We start from the raw sequence: 15,600 nt of genomic DNA on the forward strand, positions 1-15,600 counted from the left end.
CCTTTCGACAGTAGCAGTCAAATTAGCGAACGCGACGGCCATGAATACCAAGGGTAGCCACGCGATCTATGTCTCGAACCCGAAGGTTGTCGCGGCGCTGATCGAACAAGCTGCGAAGAGTGTGGCGACTGCATCGAATTGAGCGTCGAAGGTGATGCCGGCAGCGATCACTGCCGTGTTTCACTGCACTAAAACCGCAAAGGGCGCGGATCGTCCGCGCCCTTTGTTCTGTTCGTCGCCGGCAACCTGCTGCCAGCGCTGAGTGACAAGTGCGACTAGAAAAACTTCTGCTCGTACTTGAGGTAAATGACACGTCCAATATCGTATTGCGGGTTGTAGGGATAGTCGCTGTAGCCATCCGTTCCGGTGGGTCCCAGCGGGCCTGCCACACTGTACACGCCGGTGTATGAGAGCGGCGCTTTGCGATTGAAGATATCGGTGGCACCGAACGCGATGCGACCTTTCCACGGTGCCTCCCAACTCACTTGCAAATCATTGAAAGCAAGGCCGCCTTGCCGATTCAATCCATTCGGCGAGTTGACCAAATCCTTAGCGGGATTGTTGCAAGGGAGAAACTGGCTCAATGCCGGGTTGGGCGGAACGCACGGCTCGGACAGCGATGAGTAGTAACGGATCGTCCAGGTCGCACCGAAGTGTTTGTAACTCCAGTTCAGATTGACCGTGGAACGAAAGCGCCACAGCGGACCGAGCACGGTGTCGTAGGCACCTAGCGTGTTGGAAATGATGGGGCCACCGGGCACGGTCTGCTCCCTCACCGAATTGATATAGGTGCTCGTCGAATCGAACTTGAATCGACCGACGGGCGTTTCGGGGAACAAGTAGGTTAAGTTTAGATCTTCGCCCCGTTCTTCCACAAAGCCCTGGTTCACTAGCGCTTGCAGCAGATTGACCACTTGCCCCAGGAACGGACCTGCTACCGCCGAACGTTGGAATTGCGAACACTGTTGTGTCTCGGCCAACAAGTAGCAGTTGTCGAGAATGCTGGTAGCCGTTGGCAACGTGATGACGTTGGCGATCCTGATGCGGTACCAGTCGACGGTGACATTAAGGCCGCTGAGATAATGCGGGCTATATACGATACCCGCTGTATAGGTCCGCGATGTTTCGGGTTTCAGGTTGGAATTGGCACCGGTGAAAAACGGCGTGGTGCTGGTCTGATCGGGCGCGGGAATCGGCTGGCCATTGGGATTGAGCTGCGTAAAACCGGGACCGACCGCAGGCACCCCAGCAAATCCATTGACGCAGCGCTGCCGGACTACGGCATTACCCGTCAAACCAAAGTTGACGTCGCAAGGGTCGGTATAGTTCGTGAAGCTCTGCAACTTACCGCCATACAGATTGGCAATAGCCGGCGCGCGAAAACCGGTGCCGTAACTGGCGCGAACCAGCAGATCGTTAATCGGCTGCCACGATAGCTTGAACTGATTGTTGTTGGTGTTGCCGAAATTGGTGTAGCGCGAAAAGCGGTGCGCGAGGTCGACGTTCAGCAGTTGCGCACCAGGCATGTCCTTCAGGATAGGAAAGTTCACTTCGGCGTAAGCCTCGTTGAGGCCATAGGAGCCACTGCCGCGGTTTTGTTGCAGATTGGTGTTGAGACCAAGCTGCGTATACAGATCTGGCGTGGCGCCACCGGAGATATCGCGGTGATCGGCGCCCACGGCAAACGTCGCATCACCACCACCCATGGATTGCGGGAGCGTGAACATGTCACCCGTCAGATCTACGTTTACGGTTTTCATCACACTGTAAGACCGCGTGCCGGCAATGATATTCAGATAGTTGATTTGGGCTGGCGTAATGCCACCTGCGCCGGAAAACGGATTGAGCGGTACACAACCGGCAATCACATTGCCCGGTGTGCCGCACTCCACCACGCCGCCAGGCCCCATGAAAGATGGCCCAACAGCTTGTTCAAGGTGGACCAAATTGAGATTGCCTGGACCAAAACTCGATTGGGTGTATCGGAAATTGCTGTAGCCAGCATCCCAGTTGAACCCTCTATCACCGAGCGAAAAATCACCCTCCAGGCCAAAACGCCAGCCGTATTGCTTGACCTTGTCCGTCGTCAAGCGATTGGGATATTGCAGCGGCAACAAGAATTCAAGATTGTTACCCGGCAACGGGTTGTAATAGCTCTGCGAGGACAGTGTCGGGAAATAAACCGCCGGGAATGTCCCCACGGGAAGACCAAGCGCTTGCGCCAGATGCGCACCATTTGCCGGTGTCAGCGAGCTAAGTTCATAACCGCTGGTGCTGTTGGTGGCGCTGTTGGTGTTGTACGTGCCGGTCAACGTCGCCGTGATGTGGTCGGTCAGCTTGTAATCGCCTTTCAAAAAATAGGACCGCAGCCGATTGTCCGGAATCAGCGTTTCGAGGAACGCCGAGTTTTGGTAGTCATTGTCGAAATAAGGCGACGGATATTGAGCGCCGAAGGTGTTGACGTGATAGTTGGCAATATCCAGTCCGTTCTGGCCCATGTTGACGGTGAGCGGACCATTGGCCAATTGCGGCAAGCTCACCGGCAGGCCTGTCGCAGGATTGAGCGCACCGGTGATGGTGCCGAAAGGCGAAGGGACTACCTGGCTCTGGGGATAGTTCGGTCCAAAGCTGAAAAAGCCGTATTTACTGTAGTCGCGATCGTTCGCGTTCAGCCCATTGGTGTTTTGGATGGTCATGTTGACCAGGAACGAACCTCTGGAGAACTTCTTGCCGCCAGTGAGGCTGAACTGGCTGGACTGACCGTCGTTTTCCGGTGAATACATACTGTTGTACGTATCGAGTTGTAGACCATCAAAATCTTTTTTAGTGATGATGTTGACCACGCCGGAAATAGCATCGGAGCCATAAATCGCCGAAGCACCGTCCTGCAGAATTTCAACGCGATCGATGATCGAGCTGGGGATCGTGCTTAGATCGGTTTGGCCGAAAATATCCGTGGTCCAGCGCTGACCGTCGACCAACACCAGTGTGCGCGGCGCACCAAGGCCGCGCAAGCTTACGTACTGGCCAACAATATTGCCCAATGCGCTTTGAGTGCTGGTACCCGAAGAGCCCACAGAGGAAACGTTCTGCAGGATCTGACCGACACTCACAAAGCCCTGTTGTTGAAGCGCTTCATGCGTCAGTTCAGTAACGGGTTGCGCCGTTTCCACATCGACGCTGCGAATCATCGAGCCGGTGACGGTTATTCCCTGCAACGTCACGGTTTTCTGTGTGGATGGCGGGTTGTTCGCGTTTTGCGCTTGTGTTGCCTGTGACTGCGTATTTGCCTGCGAAGGTGATGCTGTTGAAGGAGTTGTCTGGGTACTTGTTGCGGAGGATTGTTGTCCGGAAGTCGCGGTTTGTGCCGCTGCCACCGTCGTCAATACACAGCTCCCAAGTACCAACGCCATCCGTATGGCGTCTGCCATTTTTTGATGTCGTATGTTCAAGGTAGATACTCCCTTTTTACTTTGAGTGTGATTACACGCCTGCTAACTCCCTTGGTTGTTGGTTCTTATTGGTTGGTGGTTCTTACATGCTCGGCGCGGGGGTACCGTCGGACCATTTGCCGGCGGGGATCATGAACACGTTGACGGGCTCAGGAGCGCCGTGAAACTGTGGATTCAGCATGATGGGTGACCCTGTCTGGTCGGCACCCCAATCCACATTGGTGGCGGTATAGAACATCAGGTGCGGAATCCAGTGACCCGCCTTGTCATCCAGAAACCCTTGCTTGGACATCATGTAAGACATCGCCCCGGGTGCGAGTGGCGGCAGTTGTTTTGTCGCGAGCGCCGCTTCGATGTCTTTTTTGATTTCCTCTTTGGAACGCCCGGCTATCACCAAGGCCGTCCGTTTGTACGTCATCGGTAGGATCGATTTGACGGCCTCTGGATTGAAGCAAATCGGGCCGCGTAATTTTGGATCCCAAAACTGGGGAGCATCGAAGGGGGACATCCATCCTCGCTCGACCGCGCACACATAGCCGTTCTTGCCTTCGACTGCCGTCACGTAGCCATGCGGCTCGAGGACCAGGACGGTGGCTTGGTCGGAAATCGATGCAGGTGCAGCACTTCTTGCCAGCGCTATTTCCTTGGCGCGGTCAGATATCAGGTATTGGGAAAGCGGCGCCATGCGGGGGTAACTAGTCGCCGCTTGTTGAGCCGGGGCGGCTGCGCTCATAACCAGTGCGGCAAACGTGCATGGCACAGCTAAATATCTGAAAAAAAGCACTTTTTTATTCATCTCTCTGCTCCCTTGTTCACTACCGTGTAGGGCGTTCGGGCGCGCTCCGGCCTGCCGGGCGTGACTGAGCTCTGGCCCAACAAATACCCTGCATTTGAACGACGATTGAGGGACCGACAAATCGACATTCGCCCCGCTTGTCGTACCGACGTATGCGGGGCCGATGGGGATTGACGTCATCCCACGGCGGAACTCGAAAGCCTCGTGCTACTCGAGCTCACGGGAACGTCGCATGAGCCGAAGGCATGCCATTCGACATGTCATCTATGAGCATGCGGCTTATGGCTGCGAAAACGATGTGGACGCGTCACACGATTAGCGTCTACGCAAACGGCAATAACTAAGCATGTCGGTTAGTGCTGTCAGTCTCGATGAGCCGTTTGCGCCAGCTTATCCAGCCGACCAGAAATGACAATGTTGCCGCGACGAGTGGTGGCACAGCGTGGGCGTATTCGCCGTGGATGATGACGGTCGCAACGGCGGCACACATGACAGTGCAACCCAGCGCCGCGCCTAACAGGCGACTCGACGCCCGGAAAAGCAGAATGGCAGCAGTGAGTTCCAGCGATCCGGTGACGAAATGGAACCAGCGCGGATATCCCCATGCGAGATATTCCTGGTAGATAGATCCCGGAGCGAAGATGTTGGTGAACGAACCCACGACGAAGAACGCGGCAAGGACTAACGGTAAGACTTGGCGCCAAGAGAATTTAGACATTGGTACGACCTGTCATGACGAGTTTGCTAAGGGAACGGCTGTTTTGGACTCTCTGCCAAAATCGCGACGGATGCGACTATCGGAATAGATTCCGAGAGTCGCATCGATCGCTGATCCGCGGACCTACGCTGCAGCAGCCTTCTGTGCCGCCGCGAAAACATCGTGGGCGGACGTCGTGCCTGGGACGTGTTCCGTACCCTCGACCCCGAGTTTCATCCAGCCTGAGTTGACGGCGTCAAACATCGCCTCGGCCGGTCCCGTGTGGCCCTTCGGAATACCGAGCTGCTCGAACGCTGCCGGCCACCCGGCGCGCGGGATAGCAAACGCTTTGACGTCGATCTTCAAGACTTCACCCAATTGCGTCGCTACTTCATCTGCGCTGACCATCGAGCCGAGTTCGATGACCCGATGCCCCAACCATGCCGGCCCGGTCAGAAGCGCTGCGATCTCGGCGCCGATGTCATGCGTCGCGACCATGGTCGATTTGCGATCTGTCGGGTTGTAGTAGACGGGGAGCGTGCCACCTTGGGCAACATGCAAACCGTAGAGGAAGTTTTCGAAAAAGCCGCCGGCGCGTACATAGGCGATCGGCAATCGCAGGTCGCGAAATCCTTGCTCCAGAAGCGACAAAGCCGTGATCATCCCCAGCCCGCTGGTTCTGTTCGCACCCATGGATGAGAGTGCTACCACCCGCGGCGGTGCTGCCTTGGCAAGCGCACCGACGTAGTTTGCAATCACCGCCTTCGCTTCTTTGTAATCAGGCGAAGGCGCCCATTCCGATGGCAACATGACAAATGCGCCTTCGACATCTTTAAGCGCCATCTCAATGGCTGCCGAATCATTCCAGTCACCGTCGACCAGTTGCACGCCTTCGTCGGCCCACTTCGCCGCCTTTTCACGATTCCGGACCAGCGCGCGTACTTCTTTGCCTTGCGCTAACAGATGTTTTGCGGTTGCACCGCCGACTTTTCCCGTAATTCCCATGACTAAAAACATGAGCGTTCTCCTGATCTTTAGGATTTATGTACGTAAAGGCCAACTAACAGGCAGGAATTTCTGCCGATACGCTTTAGTTGGAGTTAGTGATTCCAAGCCATAGCCGCGCTCAATCGTCAGACGGCGAAGCCGCTCCAAGCGTGATCCGCCTGTATGCCGGAGCCAGTGACGAGAAAGCGCGCGGGAACAGATGGAGACATGAAGACTCCGTAAGCGGGAGACTTATTTGCTTGGGGTAGGTCTACTATAGAGACCGCCTCCTCGTGCCGTAAGGAGGCAGTTTTTAGTAACCAGCAGATGTCGAGGAATTCCGCATGAGCAACGCATTGAGCGCCATCGAACGATTTAGCCGATATCCGTTGGGCGAGTCCCAGTCCGTCTGCTGCCCGGTGCGCGACGTGCTCGACCGCATCGGCGACAAATGGAGCATGCTCATGATCATGGCTCTCGCGATGCGACCGCACCGCTTCGGCGAGCTTCACCGCGCTGTCCATGACATTTCCAAGCGCATGCTCACCCAGACCTTGCGCGATTTGGAGCGCGATGGACTGATCACCCGCCATGTCTTTCCGACCAAGCCGCCGGGCGTTGAATATCGTCTGGCCCCGCTAGGCCAATCGCTGCTGGAACCGATGGCGGGCCTCATCGATTGGGCGGATCGTTGCTATGGTGACATCCACGCAGCACGCGCCCGCTTTGACAGCACGCACGGCGATGCCTCGCGTCAGGCTTCTTCTACTCGACTCGCTGGAAAGATATCGACCGGTGCCCACGCGCGCCGCTAGGAGATGGGGACCGCGTGAGTCGTTAGCCCCCAAAACCTGGCCAGCCAGAGTCATTGGCTGAGCATGGCTCCGACCGTTTCAATGAATGTGACGCAATGAGTCATCTAACTATTCCTGTGCGTCCATTCGCAGCTCGGCCAACGTGCTGCCCCCTCTGGGGCAAGCGGCAGATAGTTCGATAACCCCCTAGAAAACAAGCAAGACCTCCCCTCAAACGCGAAGGAACCGCTTCTGGCTCAAATCCTGCTTACCTATACCGAGGTTTGGAGTGGCTTGAAGTCACGCAGATAAAAAATCACGCGGCGTGATGGAACGCGCAGGGGGCAGTTGTGGCACGGCGTAAAGACAGCGGCATCGAACAGCTTTCCCGACTGCCTTGGCCGGTTTGCATCGTGTTGGGGATCGTCAGCTACGTCGGCGTGCGCTATGTATTCACCTGGCTGGCCTCCACGCTCGGCAATCCCAGCCAGCGGGCGATCGAACAGCAACTCAACCATGACCCAAGTGTCGCCGTTGCCTGGTTGTTACTGGGCGCGTGCTGGATCGCTGCACTGGTCTCTTACGTCGATGGCCTTAGACGTAAACGCTTGCTGGCAGCACAGACCGGTTTAAACAGCCTGCGCGCCATCGATTGGCGTGAGTTCGAGATGCTGGTTGGCGAAGCCTTTCGACGGCAAGGTTACTTGGTGCACGAAACAGGTTTAGGCGGTGCCGACGGTGGCATCGACCTCATCTTGCGCAAAGACGGCGCGATAACACTGGTTCAATGCAAGCAATGGCGTAACAGACTCGTCGATGTAAAGGTTGTGCGCGAGATGTACGGGTTGCTTGGCCATCATCACGCCGACGCGGTAAAGATAGTGGCTATCGGCAGCTACACGGACGATGCCCAGGCATTTGCACAGGGTAAACCCATCGAGTTGGTCCATGGAAACGCGCTGCTTGAGATGGTGCGAGAAAGCCAAAAACTCTCGCCCACCCGACATAAAGTAGCGAAAGAGCCAGAAGTGGCTTCAGGCGCTGAACCACTTTGCCCGATATGCGCACGCGCCATGGTGCAGAGAACTAATCGAAAAAGTGGGAAGACGTTTTGGGGATGCTCGGACTATCCGGCATGTCATGGCACGCGCGTATCGTAATTGTTGGTAACTAGCTTGATGTCCGCAATGTATTCACCACGCATTGTCGGCTCTGGCGAACCGGGCCGAGGGCTATCCCAACTGTTTTCCGGCTAGGCGAATATGCCGTGTCTGGCCCAACAGGCTATGGATGAGTACGACCTCTCCTGCTGGCCATGCGATGGGCGTGATCTTCCGGAAGGGAATCGTGATCGCTTTGTAAGCCACAGTCATATGCGGCGTGAAAGAACCGTGGGTCAACCGCCCCAAGGTGGAAGCGCGCAGATGCGTGGCCAGCTGCTTGCGCAATGCGTGAAGTTCTTCGTTGCCGTTGCTCGCGGTAAGCACGAGCGGACCAATCGATTGACGGCTGAAGCTGCCGATTTGATCGAAGTGGATGGTGAAGGGCTTTGCCATCAAGCGCGATAACGCTTCAGTTGCGTTGGCTACCAGCCCGGGCGGTAGCTCGGTGTAATCGCCGAGATCAAACACCGTGACATGCAGGCGGCTCGTTTCCGTCGCGCCACTTCCTAAACGATGATCGGCAAGATGCTGGGCGGCGAGTGCTGCCAGTCGAGCGGCATGTTGCGCATCGGGGAATATCGCCAGGAAGAGTCGATCGGTGGGTTTAGCGGGCTCGAAGCCGGGCAATGATCCTTGGGACATTTTTTTCTTGATGGCTGCTGGTTGAATAGTGGTGGAGGAGGAACGCTGGACTTTCCAAGCCCGTGAAATTGCACGCTGAACCTGCTTTGGTCAACTCCCTCACGGTATCTGTTTCGGCGTAATCTTGGTCACTCTTCGCCAGGAGGTCGAGCCATGTTCCACCGCATCTGCAAACTACTCGTCCTGCTTGCCGGCACATTGGCGCTCCCCGCCATCGCCAGCACGACACCGCCGGACACTACTGCGTCACTGCAACAAGCAGTCAACGGCCAGTGGCGCTCGGCGGCGAACAAAGCGCGCGATCAATACCGCCACCCCATCGAAACCTTGCAGTTCTTCGGCATCCAGCCGGACATGACCGTGATCGAACTGTCACCGGGCGGCGGTTGGTATACCGAGATCCTCGCGCCCTTCCTTTCCGCGCGTGGTCATCTGATCGAAGCTGCGTCACCGAAAGCGGAGAAGTTCAGCGCCAAGCTCAAAGCCGATCCGGCGGTGTACGGACATATCGCCAAGGTGATCCCGTTTGCGCCACCCGATCAAGTGAACCTGGGGCCCAGCAACTCCGCCGACATGGTGCTCACTTTCCGCAACACCCACGACTGGTTGATCGACAGCCCTGACACCCTCGAAGCCGTCTTCAAGGCCGCATTCGACGTGCTCAAGCCGGGCGGTGTGTTCGGTCTTACCGAGCATCGTGCAAAGCCCTTCGCCGCCCCCGTGCTGACCGCCGCCGCACTGCATCGCATCCCCGAGGACTATCTGATCACACTGGCGCTCAAGACCGGTTTCCGCGTGGCTGGCGTGTCGGAGATCAATGCCAACCCCAACGACCCGGAAGACATCAACATCCACCGTCTGCCACCGGATCTGGCCGGCCCCGACGACGAGCACGCCAAGATGAAAGCCATTGGCGAGTCCGATCGCATGACGCTGAAGTTTGTGAAACCCTGATGCATTCAAAGGCATTCGCGGATCGCGCGGCGGTTTGCCGAATAACGCCGCGCAATCCGAGTCAAGCAACATGAAACCGGAAGATCTGCAACGACTGGTCACCGTCACCATGCCATACGGCAAATACCAAGGTCGCCTGATCGCCGACCTGCCCGGCGCTTACCTTGCCTGGTTCGCACGCAAAGGTTTTCCACCCGGTGAGCTGGGTCATTTGCTGGCGCTAATGCTCGAGCTCGATCACAACGGACTCAAGCCGCTGCTCGATCCGCTGCGAAAGCGTTAACCATCCTTTGACCGCAGACGTAAATTGGAATCTACGGCGTGACGCATTGCATCGCCATATGATCGGCGTTGTCGGCGGCGTCTTTGGCGCGCTGAGCCGCGTCTCGCTCGTCCTGTGATTCGAAAGTGTGCGTGTTGAAATCGTCCATCTTGGCTTTGAAGTAGACGATATCCGCATCCATCGAAGACACTTCGGCTTCCTGAGTGGCCTGCGCGCAGGCATCGTGCATCGACATGTCGGCAATTTTTTGCCTTTCAGCCGTGAGTCCGGGAAGCCGCCCCTCGATCTGAGAAGCGTCGCCATGTTCGGTAATTCGCTCGTCCATGACCCAGACATTCCACTCCATGGCCAGATCACCGGTGTCTTTGCTGGTTGGAAGGCCGTGCACCACCGGTGAAGCGTTGCGTTGCGGATTCGGCTCCGGCTCGCTTTGGGACGCCGCAGTAGCGGGATCAGCAGCCGCTGCCTGTTGCGCTTGTTGTGCCCGCACTTCAGCACGATGGTGTTTGACGTTGTATAGCCAAAAACACACAACCAATAAGACACCTGCGGATAACCACAATCGGGCGCTCATACATTCCCCCTTGGAAAAATTGACGTCGATTCTGGAAAGAGTTTACGACCGATTGACACGGTCAGGTCGACTGATAAAAGTTCAACCTCATACCGCTTACACGTCCACCAATGGCTTATTGCGAAGCCGATGAGCGGCTTGTTTCGCACGATTGCCGCAATTGGCCATGCTGCACCATCTGCGCGCGTGTCCTCGTGTGTGATCGGCAAACAGCAATGTGCATGTCGGTCCCTCGCACGCTTTCACATACGAGAAGTCTTCATCACAGACCAACCGCGCCATCGCTTCCGCGATAGGTAGCAGGAGCGCTTCCGGCGACGCCCAACGTCGCGTGTGAATCAAGTGCAGTACGGAAGACTCATCTGACGGTCGCGCAACGATCGCACGGTATCCATCATCGCGTTTCAGTAGTTGGTTAAGCGGTTCCAGTTCGCCGAGGTCAGCGGTCTTCAGTGATCGACCCCTGCGTTCACGGACGAATGTGCGAAACCACTCCCTGAGCGTCCGCGCCTGGCTCGCGATGCGGTCGATCTCTCCCGGAATGGCACGCGCACGTATCGAGCCGACGATCTCGTCGGGCACCAAGTCTGCCTGCTGGAGCCAACTCAGCAGACCTTCTCCGTCTTCGAGCCAATCGACCGGCACATCCACCACCGTCGCGACCGAATTGAGGAAATCCAGGCCGGGCGAATCGGCGAGGAAAAGGGCGGGCATCGACTGTGTCATGGGCTGTCTCCTGGAAGCCAAAGTAACCGCCTTGACGGCTGTTGACAAGTTACTCATGCAGGAATAACCTCCTTGAGAAGATTTAGGCGGTTACTCTCATTTCAAGGCGTGCCGCCAGCTAATCCGCCAAAAATGCCGCCCAGGAGGCGCCGAAAATGAACGCAAACGCCGCAACAGTCGTCCTAGCCCATGGGGCATGGGCAGACGAGTCCAGCTGGGCCAAAGCCGTTGACCTACTCCAGTCAAAGCACATTAAGACAGTTACCTTCCGCCTCCCACTTTCGTCACTCGGCAATGACGTGGCGGCGCTGGACCAGGTTCTGGAACGGACCGATGGGCCGGTGGTTCTAGTCGGCCATGCGTATGCCGGCGCCGTCATAGCCGCGACACGTAGCGACAAGGTCAAAGCGCTGGTCTACATCGCCGCCTTGGCGCCCGATCAGGGTGAGACAGTGGCGGACGTGTTCTACCGTTACGAGCACGACGACAAAGCACCGAAACTCGCTCCCGACAGCGACGGATGGATTCGGTTGCCGAAGGAAGCATTCGCCACCGCGTTCGCGCAACACGCGACGGAGCGGGAACAAAGCGCACTCGCCGCAGCGCAGCTTCCCATTTCGCCGGCATGCATCACCGTTGCCGTCGACCAGCCGCTCTGGAAGACCGTGCCCACCTGGTATCTCGTCGCGGAGCACGACCACATGATTCCCGAAAAGACGCAGCGCTTCATGGCCGCGCGCATGAAGGCTCACGTGAGCTCGCACCCTGTCGATCACTTGCCAAGCCTTACGGCTCCAGAGCTCGTCGAGAAAATCATCATCGACGCATTGCGACAGTCCGAAGCTTGATCGCCTTTCGTCAGTTCGCTGAGCGCAGTACACGCTATCCGCTCGGCGAAAACCACATCACCCCTGCCCCTCTAAAACCTAGTTCATCGCCAAGGAGAACTCACATGTCTGCCATTCGCTATCGCCGTGCCAATGTCGACGGCTTGAACATCTTCTATCGGGAAGCCGGTTCCACCGCAAAACCGAAGTTGCTTCTGCTTCACGGTTTTCCGAGTTCCAGCCATATGTTTCGCGACCTCATTCCGTTGCTGAGCGAGCACTTCCATATCGTCGCACCCGATCTGCCCGGGTTCGGACTATCGGACATGCCGTCACGCGACCGCTTCACGTACACGTTCGACAATATCGCCAACGTCATCGATCGCTTTACCGAAGTCGTGGGTTTCGATCGCTTTGCGATTTACGTGTTCGACTACGGCGCACCGACGGGTTTCCGCATCGCCGTTAAACACCCGGATCGCATCACTGGAATCATTTCCCAAAACGGCAACGCCTACGAAGAAGGCCTGAGCGACGGTTGGACTCCGATCCGCACCTACTGGGAAAACCCTTCGGATACCAACCGCGAAGCCTTGCGCGGATTTCTTACCCCGGAAACGACACGCTGGCAGTACACGCACGGCACGACGGATGAATCCCTGGTATCGCCCGATGGCATCGCGTTGGACAGCCACTACCTGGCGCGCGAGGGAGCGGATGACGTGCAGTTGGATCTGTTCCTCGACTACAGAAGCAACGTAGCGCTTTATCCGGCATTCCAGGCGTATTTTCGCCATCATCGTCCGCGCTTTCTCGCCGTATGGGGCAAGAACGATCCGTTTTTCCTTCCGCCGGGCGCCGAATCGTTCAAGCGCGACATCCCGGACGCGCGCGTTCGTTTCTTCGACACCGGGCACTTCGCACTGGAAACCCATACGAAAGAGATAGCGGACGCCATCCGCGAATTCTTTACCCACTGAACCCACGTATACGGCGACGTCGGACCACACGATTCGTTCAACTGTTCCTGGAATCGGAGGCAGCCCCGTCTGCCTCCGTTTTGTTCATTCGATCAGGCGACCTAAACACCCTTCTCACACACTGTCCGGACAGTGCGGACAACTGTCCGCGGACAATCTTATGCGTTTGCCGGGATATCGAAAAATGGCTTAGGAATGCGGTTTTTTAGAGGTTGGCGCGGATGGCACGGGCTTTGCAGCCTAAACATCGAAAGCCTCACACCTCTTCAACGGAGAACCGCCATGAAATTCGAAACCATCATGTTGAACAGCTTCTTCGCCGCCTGCATCGTGCTTTGTGTGTCGACGATCAGTGCCATGTTGCTGTAATCGATCCTGCTGCTTTAAACCGCCATACGCATTGCGTTGCGTTATCTCTGAACACCGATGACCCCATTTGTCGCGCTTTTCGCCTCGCCGCCTGATCTGAAATGGAGAGCTCATGCATTCGATGAGATCGCTGGAAGCAAAAGTCGATAAGTGGGGTACGACGTGGGTTAGTTGCGCGCTCGCACTGCTGTGTACCTTCATAGCGTCATCAACGCTTGCTGCGATTACCACGATACCGAGCGACAACCTCCATCGCTCTGCGTTGGATAGCGTTGTCGACAAGGCAGCCAGCGATTTCTTCCGCAATCGTTGTCATGTGGGTTTTTCGCTGGTGGTGGTGGATGGCAATCGGTCCCATTTCTACGACTACGGCTCGACCTCTCGCACCAAGGCCGAACTAGCAACTTCGCAGAGCGTTTACGAACTGGCTTCCGTCACCAAGACCTTTACGGCGACACTGGCAGCACAAGCCGTGCTTGATGGCCGCATGAGTGTGGACGGCGATTTTCGTAGCGCTCTGCCGGGCAACCACAGCAACCTAGCTTTGGATGGAAAACCCATCACGCTGCGAACGCTGCTCACCCACTATTCGGGCATGCCGCGCGATATCCCGGACACGGATGCTATCTATGCGGAAAAGAACTACGCGACGCTGCCCGCTCGCTTGATCGCGCTCAACCAAGGATTCGGCCGCGATCAGTTTCTGATGGCGCTGCACAGTGTCGCGCTGCGCAGCGAGCCTGGAAAAAATCAGGCGTACTCAAACGCCGGGTTCCAGGTGATCGGTCTGGGCCTGGAAAACGTCTATGGAAAGTCCTTCGAGGCGCTGGTACAGCAACGCATTACCCAGCCTCTAGGCATGACCTCGACCGGATTGACGTTGGATAGCGCGGAACAATCACGCCTCGTTGCCGGTTACGACCGCGATGGCCGGCTCGCTCCCTACCACCCCCAAAATGCCGGCGCTGCGTGGGGTTTGTATTCCTCCACGGAAGACATGGCGAAGTATTTGCGCTGGCAGCTTGATACCCAAGACCCCGCGATTCGTCTTTCGCATCAGCGACTCATTGGCACCGCCGACGATGGCGAAGCGATGGCGTGGCACCTGCAAATCGACCAGGGCCAACCCATCGTGTGGCACAGCGGCGGGAGCTTTGGCACATCCAGTCAGATGGTGCTTTATCCGAAGCAGCACCAAGGATTTGTGCTGTTAGCTAACGACACCTGCCAAGGCACGGAGGGTGCGCTGAAAACGATGGCGATGTCGATTCATGCGGCAGCCTCTGAAAACAAGATCACGGCAACGAAACCGTGACACATGCCGCGACGGCCTCAGCGTGAATGCGCAAAGGGGCGCAGTCCGCTCTGGACCCATTTTCTTCTAGCGTACTTGCTGATCTCTCACCGACTGACGGCGGCGCCACGTCGCGGGAGGCAGGCCAAATTCGCGGTGGAACGCGCGGCTGAATGCCGTGTCCGTCTGGTAGCCCACATCCTCGGCAATGCGCGCAAGCGTGGCGTTGCTTCGAGACAGCAGATTGGCAGCGAGCAACATGCGCCATTGCGTCAAATACTGCATCGGCGTGCTTCCAACCAGCTGGTGAAAGCGTTCGGCAAGTACAGAGCGCGACGTGGCTGCCGCATTGGCCAGCTCATCCAGCGACCAGGCATGGGCGGGGTGTGTGTGCAACGCGTTCAACGCGGCGCCTACGATGGGATCCGCCAAACCCGCAAGCCATCCGGTGCGATCGTCGTGCCGATCATTCATGTAAAGACGCAAGACTTCGATAAACAGGACTTCGGCCAGCTTCGCCAACACCCCTTCCCCGCCGGGCCTGGGCGAACGCGCTTCGTTCAATGCATAACGAACCGACGTTTCCAACCAGGCTCCCGCGTTCGATCCACGCAGATTGACGTGCACAAGCGGCGGCAGTCCGCCCAGCAGCATATGCGCCAGACGTGCATCGCACGCCAGATAGCCGCAGATGATGCGCGTCGTCGGCCCGCCACCACCGTATGAAAGCAGCCGTGGTCGGCGAGACAACACCTCGTGCAACGGCGAGCCCTTGCCGGGCGTCAGGTCCGGTTGGGAGCTCATGCGATGCGCATCTCCGCGCGGAAAAACCACGACATCTCCTGCAGAGATAGATGTTGGTGGCTGGTTATCCAACTCTACAAAACACGTCCCTTCGGTGATCAAGTGAAAGATCACAACACGTTCGGCACCGGGTTCGAGCAGAGGCGCTACGGTATCGGCACGGGGTGACTGATAGCACCATGGCGCCGTGAATCTCGCTTGGATGAAGATGGCGCCGACCATGTGTACGACGCGAAGGATTTCCGATAGCGCATCCAT

The 15,600-nt window shown here is 57.2% G+C and carries 15 protein-coding genes; 7 read left to right on the plus strand and 8 right to left on the minus strand.

Going from position 1 to position 15,600, the window contains the following annotated elements:
* Window positions 1–275: 275 nt before the first annotated feature.
* The 4 genes from QQL64_RS08790 to QQL64_RS08805 form a co-directional block, all read right to left on the minus strand.
* The gene (locus tag QQL64_RS08790; protein WP_284398301.1) at window positions 276–3,224 is read right to left on the minus strand and encodes a TonB-dependent receptor plug domain-containing protein; all 2,949 of its coding nucleotides are present in this window, start codon (window positions 3,222–3,224) and stop codon (window positions 276–278) included.
* A 310-nt stretch (window positions 3,225–3,534) separates the two neighbouring features.
* Window positions 3,535–4,248, minus strand: a complete 714-nt coding sequence (locus tag QQL64_RS08795; protein ID WP_284398303.1) for a hypothetical protein — start codon at window positions 4,246–4,248, stop codon at window positions 3,535–3,537.
* Between the two features lie 340 nt (window positions 4,249–4,588).
* Window positions 4,589–4,966, minus strand: a complete 378-nt coding sequence (locus QQL64_RS08800) for a DoxX family protein (RefSeq protein WP_284398306.1) — start codon at window positions 4,964–4,966, stop codon at window positions 4,589–4,591.
* A 123-nt stretch (window positions 4,967–5,089) separates the two neighbouring features.
* A complete protein-coding gene (locus QQL64_RS08805; protein WP_284398308.1) occupies window positions 5,090–5,962 on the minus strand; it encodes an NmrA family NAD(P)-binding protein in 873 nt (290 codons plus the stop codon).
* 314 nt (window positions 5,963–6,276) lie between these two features.
* On the opposite strand from QQL64_RS08805, the gene QQL64_RS08810 reads away from it, so the two are divergent.
* The gene (locus QQL64_RS08810) at window positions 6,277–6,747 is read left to right on the plus strand and encodes a winged helix-turn-helix transcriptional regulator (RefSeq protein WP_345782635.1); all 471 of its coding nucleotides are present in this window, start codon (window positions 6,277–6,279) and stop codon (window positions 6,745–6,747) included.
* 329 nt (window positions 6,748–7,076) lie between these two features.
* A complete protein-coding gene (locus QQL64_RS08815) occupies window positions 7,077–7,886 on the plus strand; it encodes a restriction endonuclease (protein WP_284398309.1) in 810 nt (269 codons plus the stop codon).
* A gap of 72 nt (window positions 7,887–7,958) precedes the next feature.
* Here the strand turns inward: QQL64_RS08815 and QQL64_RS08820 are convergent, their stop codons facing one another.
* The gene (locus QQL64_RS08820; protein WP_284398311.1) at window positions 7,959–8,531 is read right to left on the minus strand and encodes a 2'-5' RNA ligase family protein; all 573 of its coding nucleotides are present in this window, start codon (window positions 8,529–8,531) and stop codon (window positions 7,959–7,961) included.
* 153 nt (window positions 8,532–8,684) lie between these two features.
* On the opposite strand from QQL64_RS08820, the gene QQL64_RS08825 reads away from it, so the two are divergent.
* Window positions 8,685–9,485 (plus strand): class I SAM-dependent methyltransferase, encoded by an 801-nt coding sequence (locus tag QQL64_RS08825; protein ID WP_284398313.1) that lies wholly within the window; start codon window positions 8,685–8,687, stop codon window positions 9,483–9,485.
* Window positions 9,486–9,555: 70 nt separating this feature from the next.
* On the plus strand, window positions 9,556–9,768 hold the full coding sequence (locus QQL64_RS08830) for a DUF3820 family protein (protein ID WP_284398315.1): 213 nt from the start codon (window positions 9,556–9,558) through the stop codon (window positions 9,766–9,768).
* 31 nt (window positions 9,769–9,799) lie between these two features.
* On the opposite strand, the gene QQL64_RS08835 is transcribed toward QQL64_RS08830, so the two are convergent.
* Both QQL64_RS08835 and QQL64_RS08840 read right to left on the minus strand, forming a co-directional pair.
* Window positions 9,800–10,342 (minus strand): hypothetical protein, encoded by a 543-nt coding sequence (locus tag QQL64_RS08835; RefSeq protein WP_284398317.1) that lies wholly within the window; start codon window positions 10,340–10,342, stop codon window positions 9,800–9,802.
* 96 nt (window positions 10,343–10,438) lie between these two features.
* Complete coding sequence (locus tag QQL64_RS08840) at window positions 10,439–11,068, minus strand: CGNR zinc finger domain-containing protein (protein WP_284398319.1); 630 nt, start codon at window positions 11,066–11,068, stop codon at window positions 10,439–10,441.
* A gap of 155 nt (window positions 11,069–11,223) precedes the next feature.
* Between QQL64_RS08840 and QQL64_RS08845 the strand changes: the two genes are divergently transcribed.
* The 3 genes from QQL64_RS08845 to QQL64_RS08855 all read left to right on the plus strand — a co-directional run bounded on the left by QQL64_RS08845 (window position 11,224) and on the right by QQL64_RS08855 (window position 14,559).
* Window positions 11,224–11,916 (plus strand): alpha/beta fold hydrolase, encoded by a 693-nt coding sequence (locus QQL64_RS08845; RefSeq protein WP_284398320.1) that lies wholly within the window; start codon window positions 11,224–11,226, stop codon window positions 11,914–11,916.
* A 104-nt stretch (window positions 11,917–12,020) separates the two neighbouring features.
* The gene (locus QQL64_RS08850) at window positions 12,021–12,875 is read left to right on the plus strand and encodes an alpha/beta fold hydrolase (protein WP_284398322.1); all 855 of its coding nucleotides are present in this window, start codon (window positions 12,021–12,023) and stop codon (window positions 12,873–12,875) included.
* 481 nt (window positions 12,876–13,356) lie between these two features.
* Window positions 13,357–14,559, plus strand: coding sequence for a serine hydrolase domain-containing protein (locus QQL64_RS08855; protein WP_284398323.1), 1,203 nt, complete (start codon window positions 13,357–13,359; stop codon window positions 14,557–14,559).
* 66 nt (window positions 14,560–14,625) lie between these two features.
* Here QQL64_RS08855 and QQL64_RS08860 read toward each other — a convergent pair whose 3' ends face one another.
* The gene (locus QQL64_RS08860) at window positions 14,626–15,600 is read right to left on the minus strand and encodes an AraC family transcriptional regulator (protein WP_284398325.1); all 975 of its coding nucleotides are present in this window, start codon (window positions 15,598–15,600) and stop codon (window positions 14,626–14,628) included.

The sequence above is a fragment of the Dyella lipolytica genome, assembly GCF_030160075.1.
Classification (GTDB): Bacteria; Pseudomonadota; Gammaproteobacteria; order Xanthomonadales; family Rhodanobacteraceae; genus Dyella_B; species Dyella_B lipolytica.

What these genes read in the sequence shown, in the direction of transcription:
- QQL64_RS08795 (WP_284398303.1), bottom strand. Translation starts at nt 4,248, where the DNA reads ATGAATAAAAAAGTGCTTTTTTTCAGATATTTAGCTGTGCCATGCACG.
- QQL64_RS08800 (WP_284398306.1), bottom strand. Translation starts at nt 4,966, where the DNA reads ATGTCTAAATTCTCTTGGCGCCAAGTCTTACCGTTAGTCCTTGCCGCG.
- QQL64_RS08805 (WP_284398308.1), bottom strand. Translation starts at nt 5,962, where the DNA reads ATGTTTTTAGTCATGGGAATTACGGGAAAAGTCGGCGGTGCAACCGCA.
- QQL64_RS08810 (WP_345782635.1), top strand. Translation starts at nt 6,277, where the DNA reads ATGAGCAACGCATTGAGCGCCATCGAACGATTTAGCCGATATCCGTTG.
- QQL64_RS08820 (WP_284398311.1), bottom strand. Translation starts at nt 8,531, where the DNA reads ATGTCCCAAGGATCATTGCCCGGCTTCGAGCCCGCTAAACCCACCGAT.
- QQL64_RS08825 (WP_284398313.1), top strand. Translation starts at nt 8,685, where the DNA reads ATGTTCCACCGCATCTGCAAACTACTCGTCCTGCTTGCCGGCACATTG.
- QQL64_RS08830 (WP_284398315.1), top strand. Translation starts at nt 9,556, where the DNA reads ATGAAACCGGAAGATCTGCAACGACTGGTCACCGTCACCATGCCATAC.
- QQL64_RS08835 (WP_284398317.1), bottom strand. Translation starts at nt 10,342, where the DNA reads ATGAGCGCCCGATTGTGGTTATCCGCAGGTGTCTTATTGGTTGTGTGT.
- QQL64_RS08840 (WP_284398319.1), bottom strand. Translation starts at nt 11,068, where the DNA reads ATGACACAGTCGATGCCCGCCCTTTTCCTCGCCGATTCGCCCGGCCTG.
- QQL64_RS08845 (WP_284398320.1), top strand. Translation starts at nt 11,224, where the DNA reads ATGAACGCAAACGCCGCAACAGTCGTCCTAGCCCATGGGGCATGGGCA.
- QQL64_RS08850 (WP_284398322.1), top strand. Translation starts at nt 12,021, where the DNA reads ATGTCTGCCATTCGCTATCGCCGTGCCAATGTCGACGGCTTGAACATC.
- QQL64_RS08855 (WP_284398323.1), top strand. Translation starts at nt 13,357, where the DNA reads ATGCATTCGATGAGATCGCTGGAAGCAAAAGTCGATAAGTGGGGTACG.
- QQL64_RS08860 (WP_284398325.1), bottom strand. Translation starts at nt 15,600, where the DNA reads ATGGATGCGCTATCGGAAATCCTTCGCGTCGTACACATGGTCGGCGCC.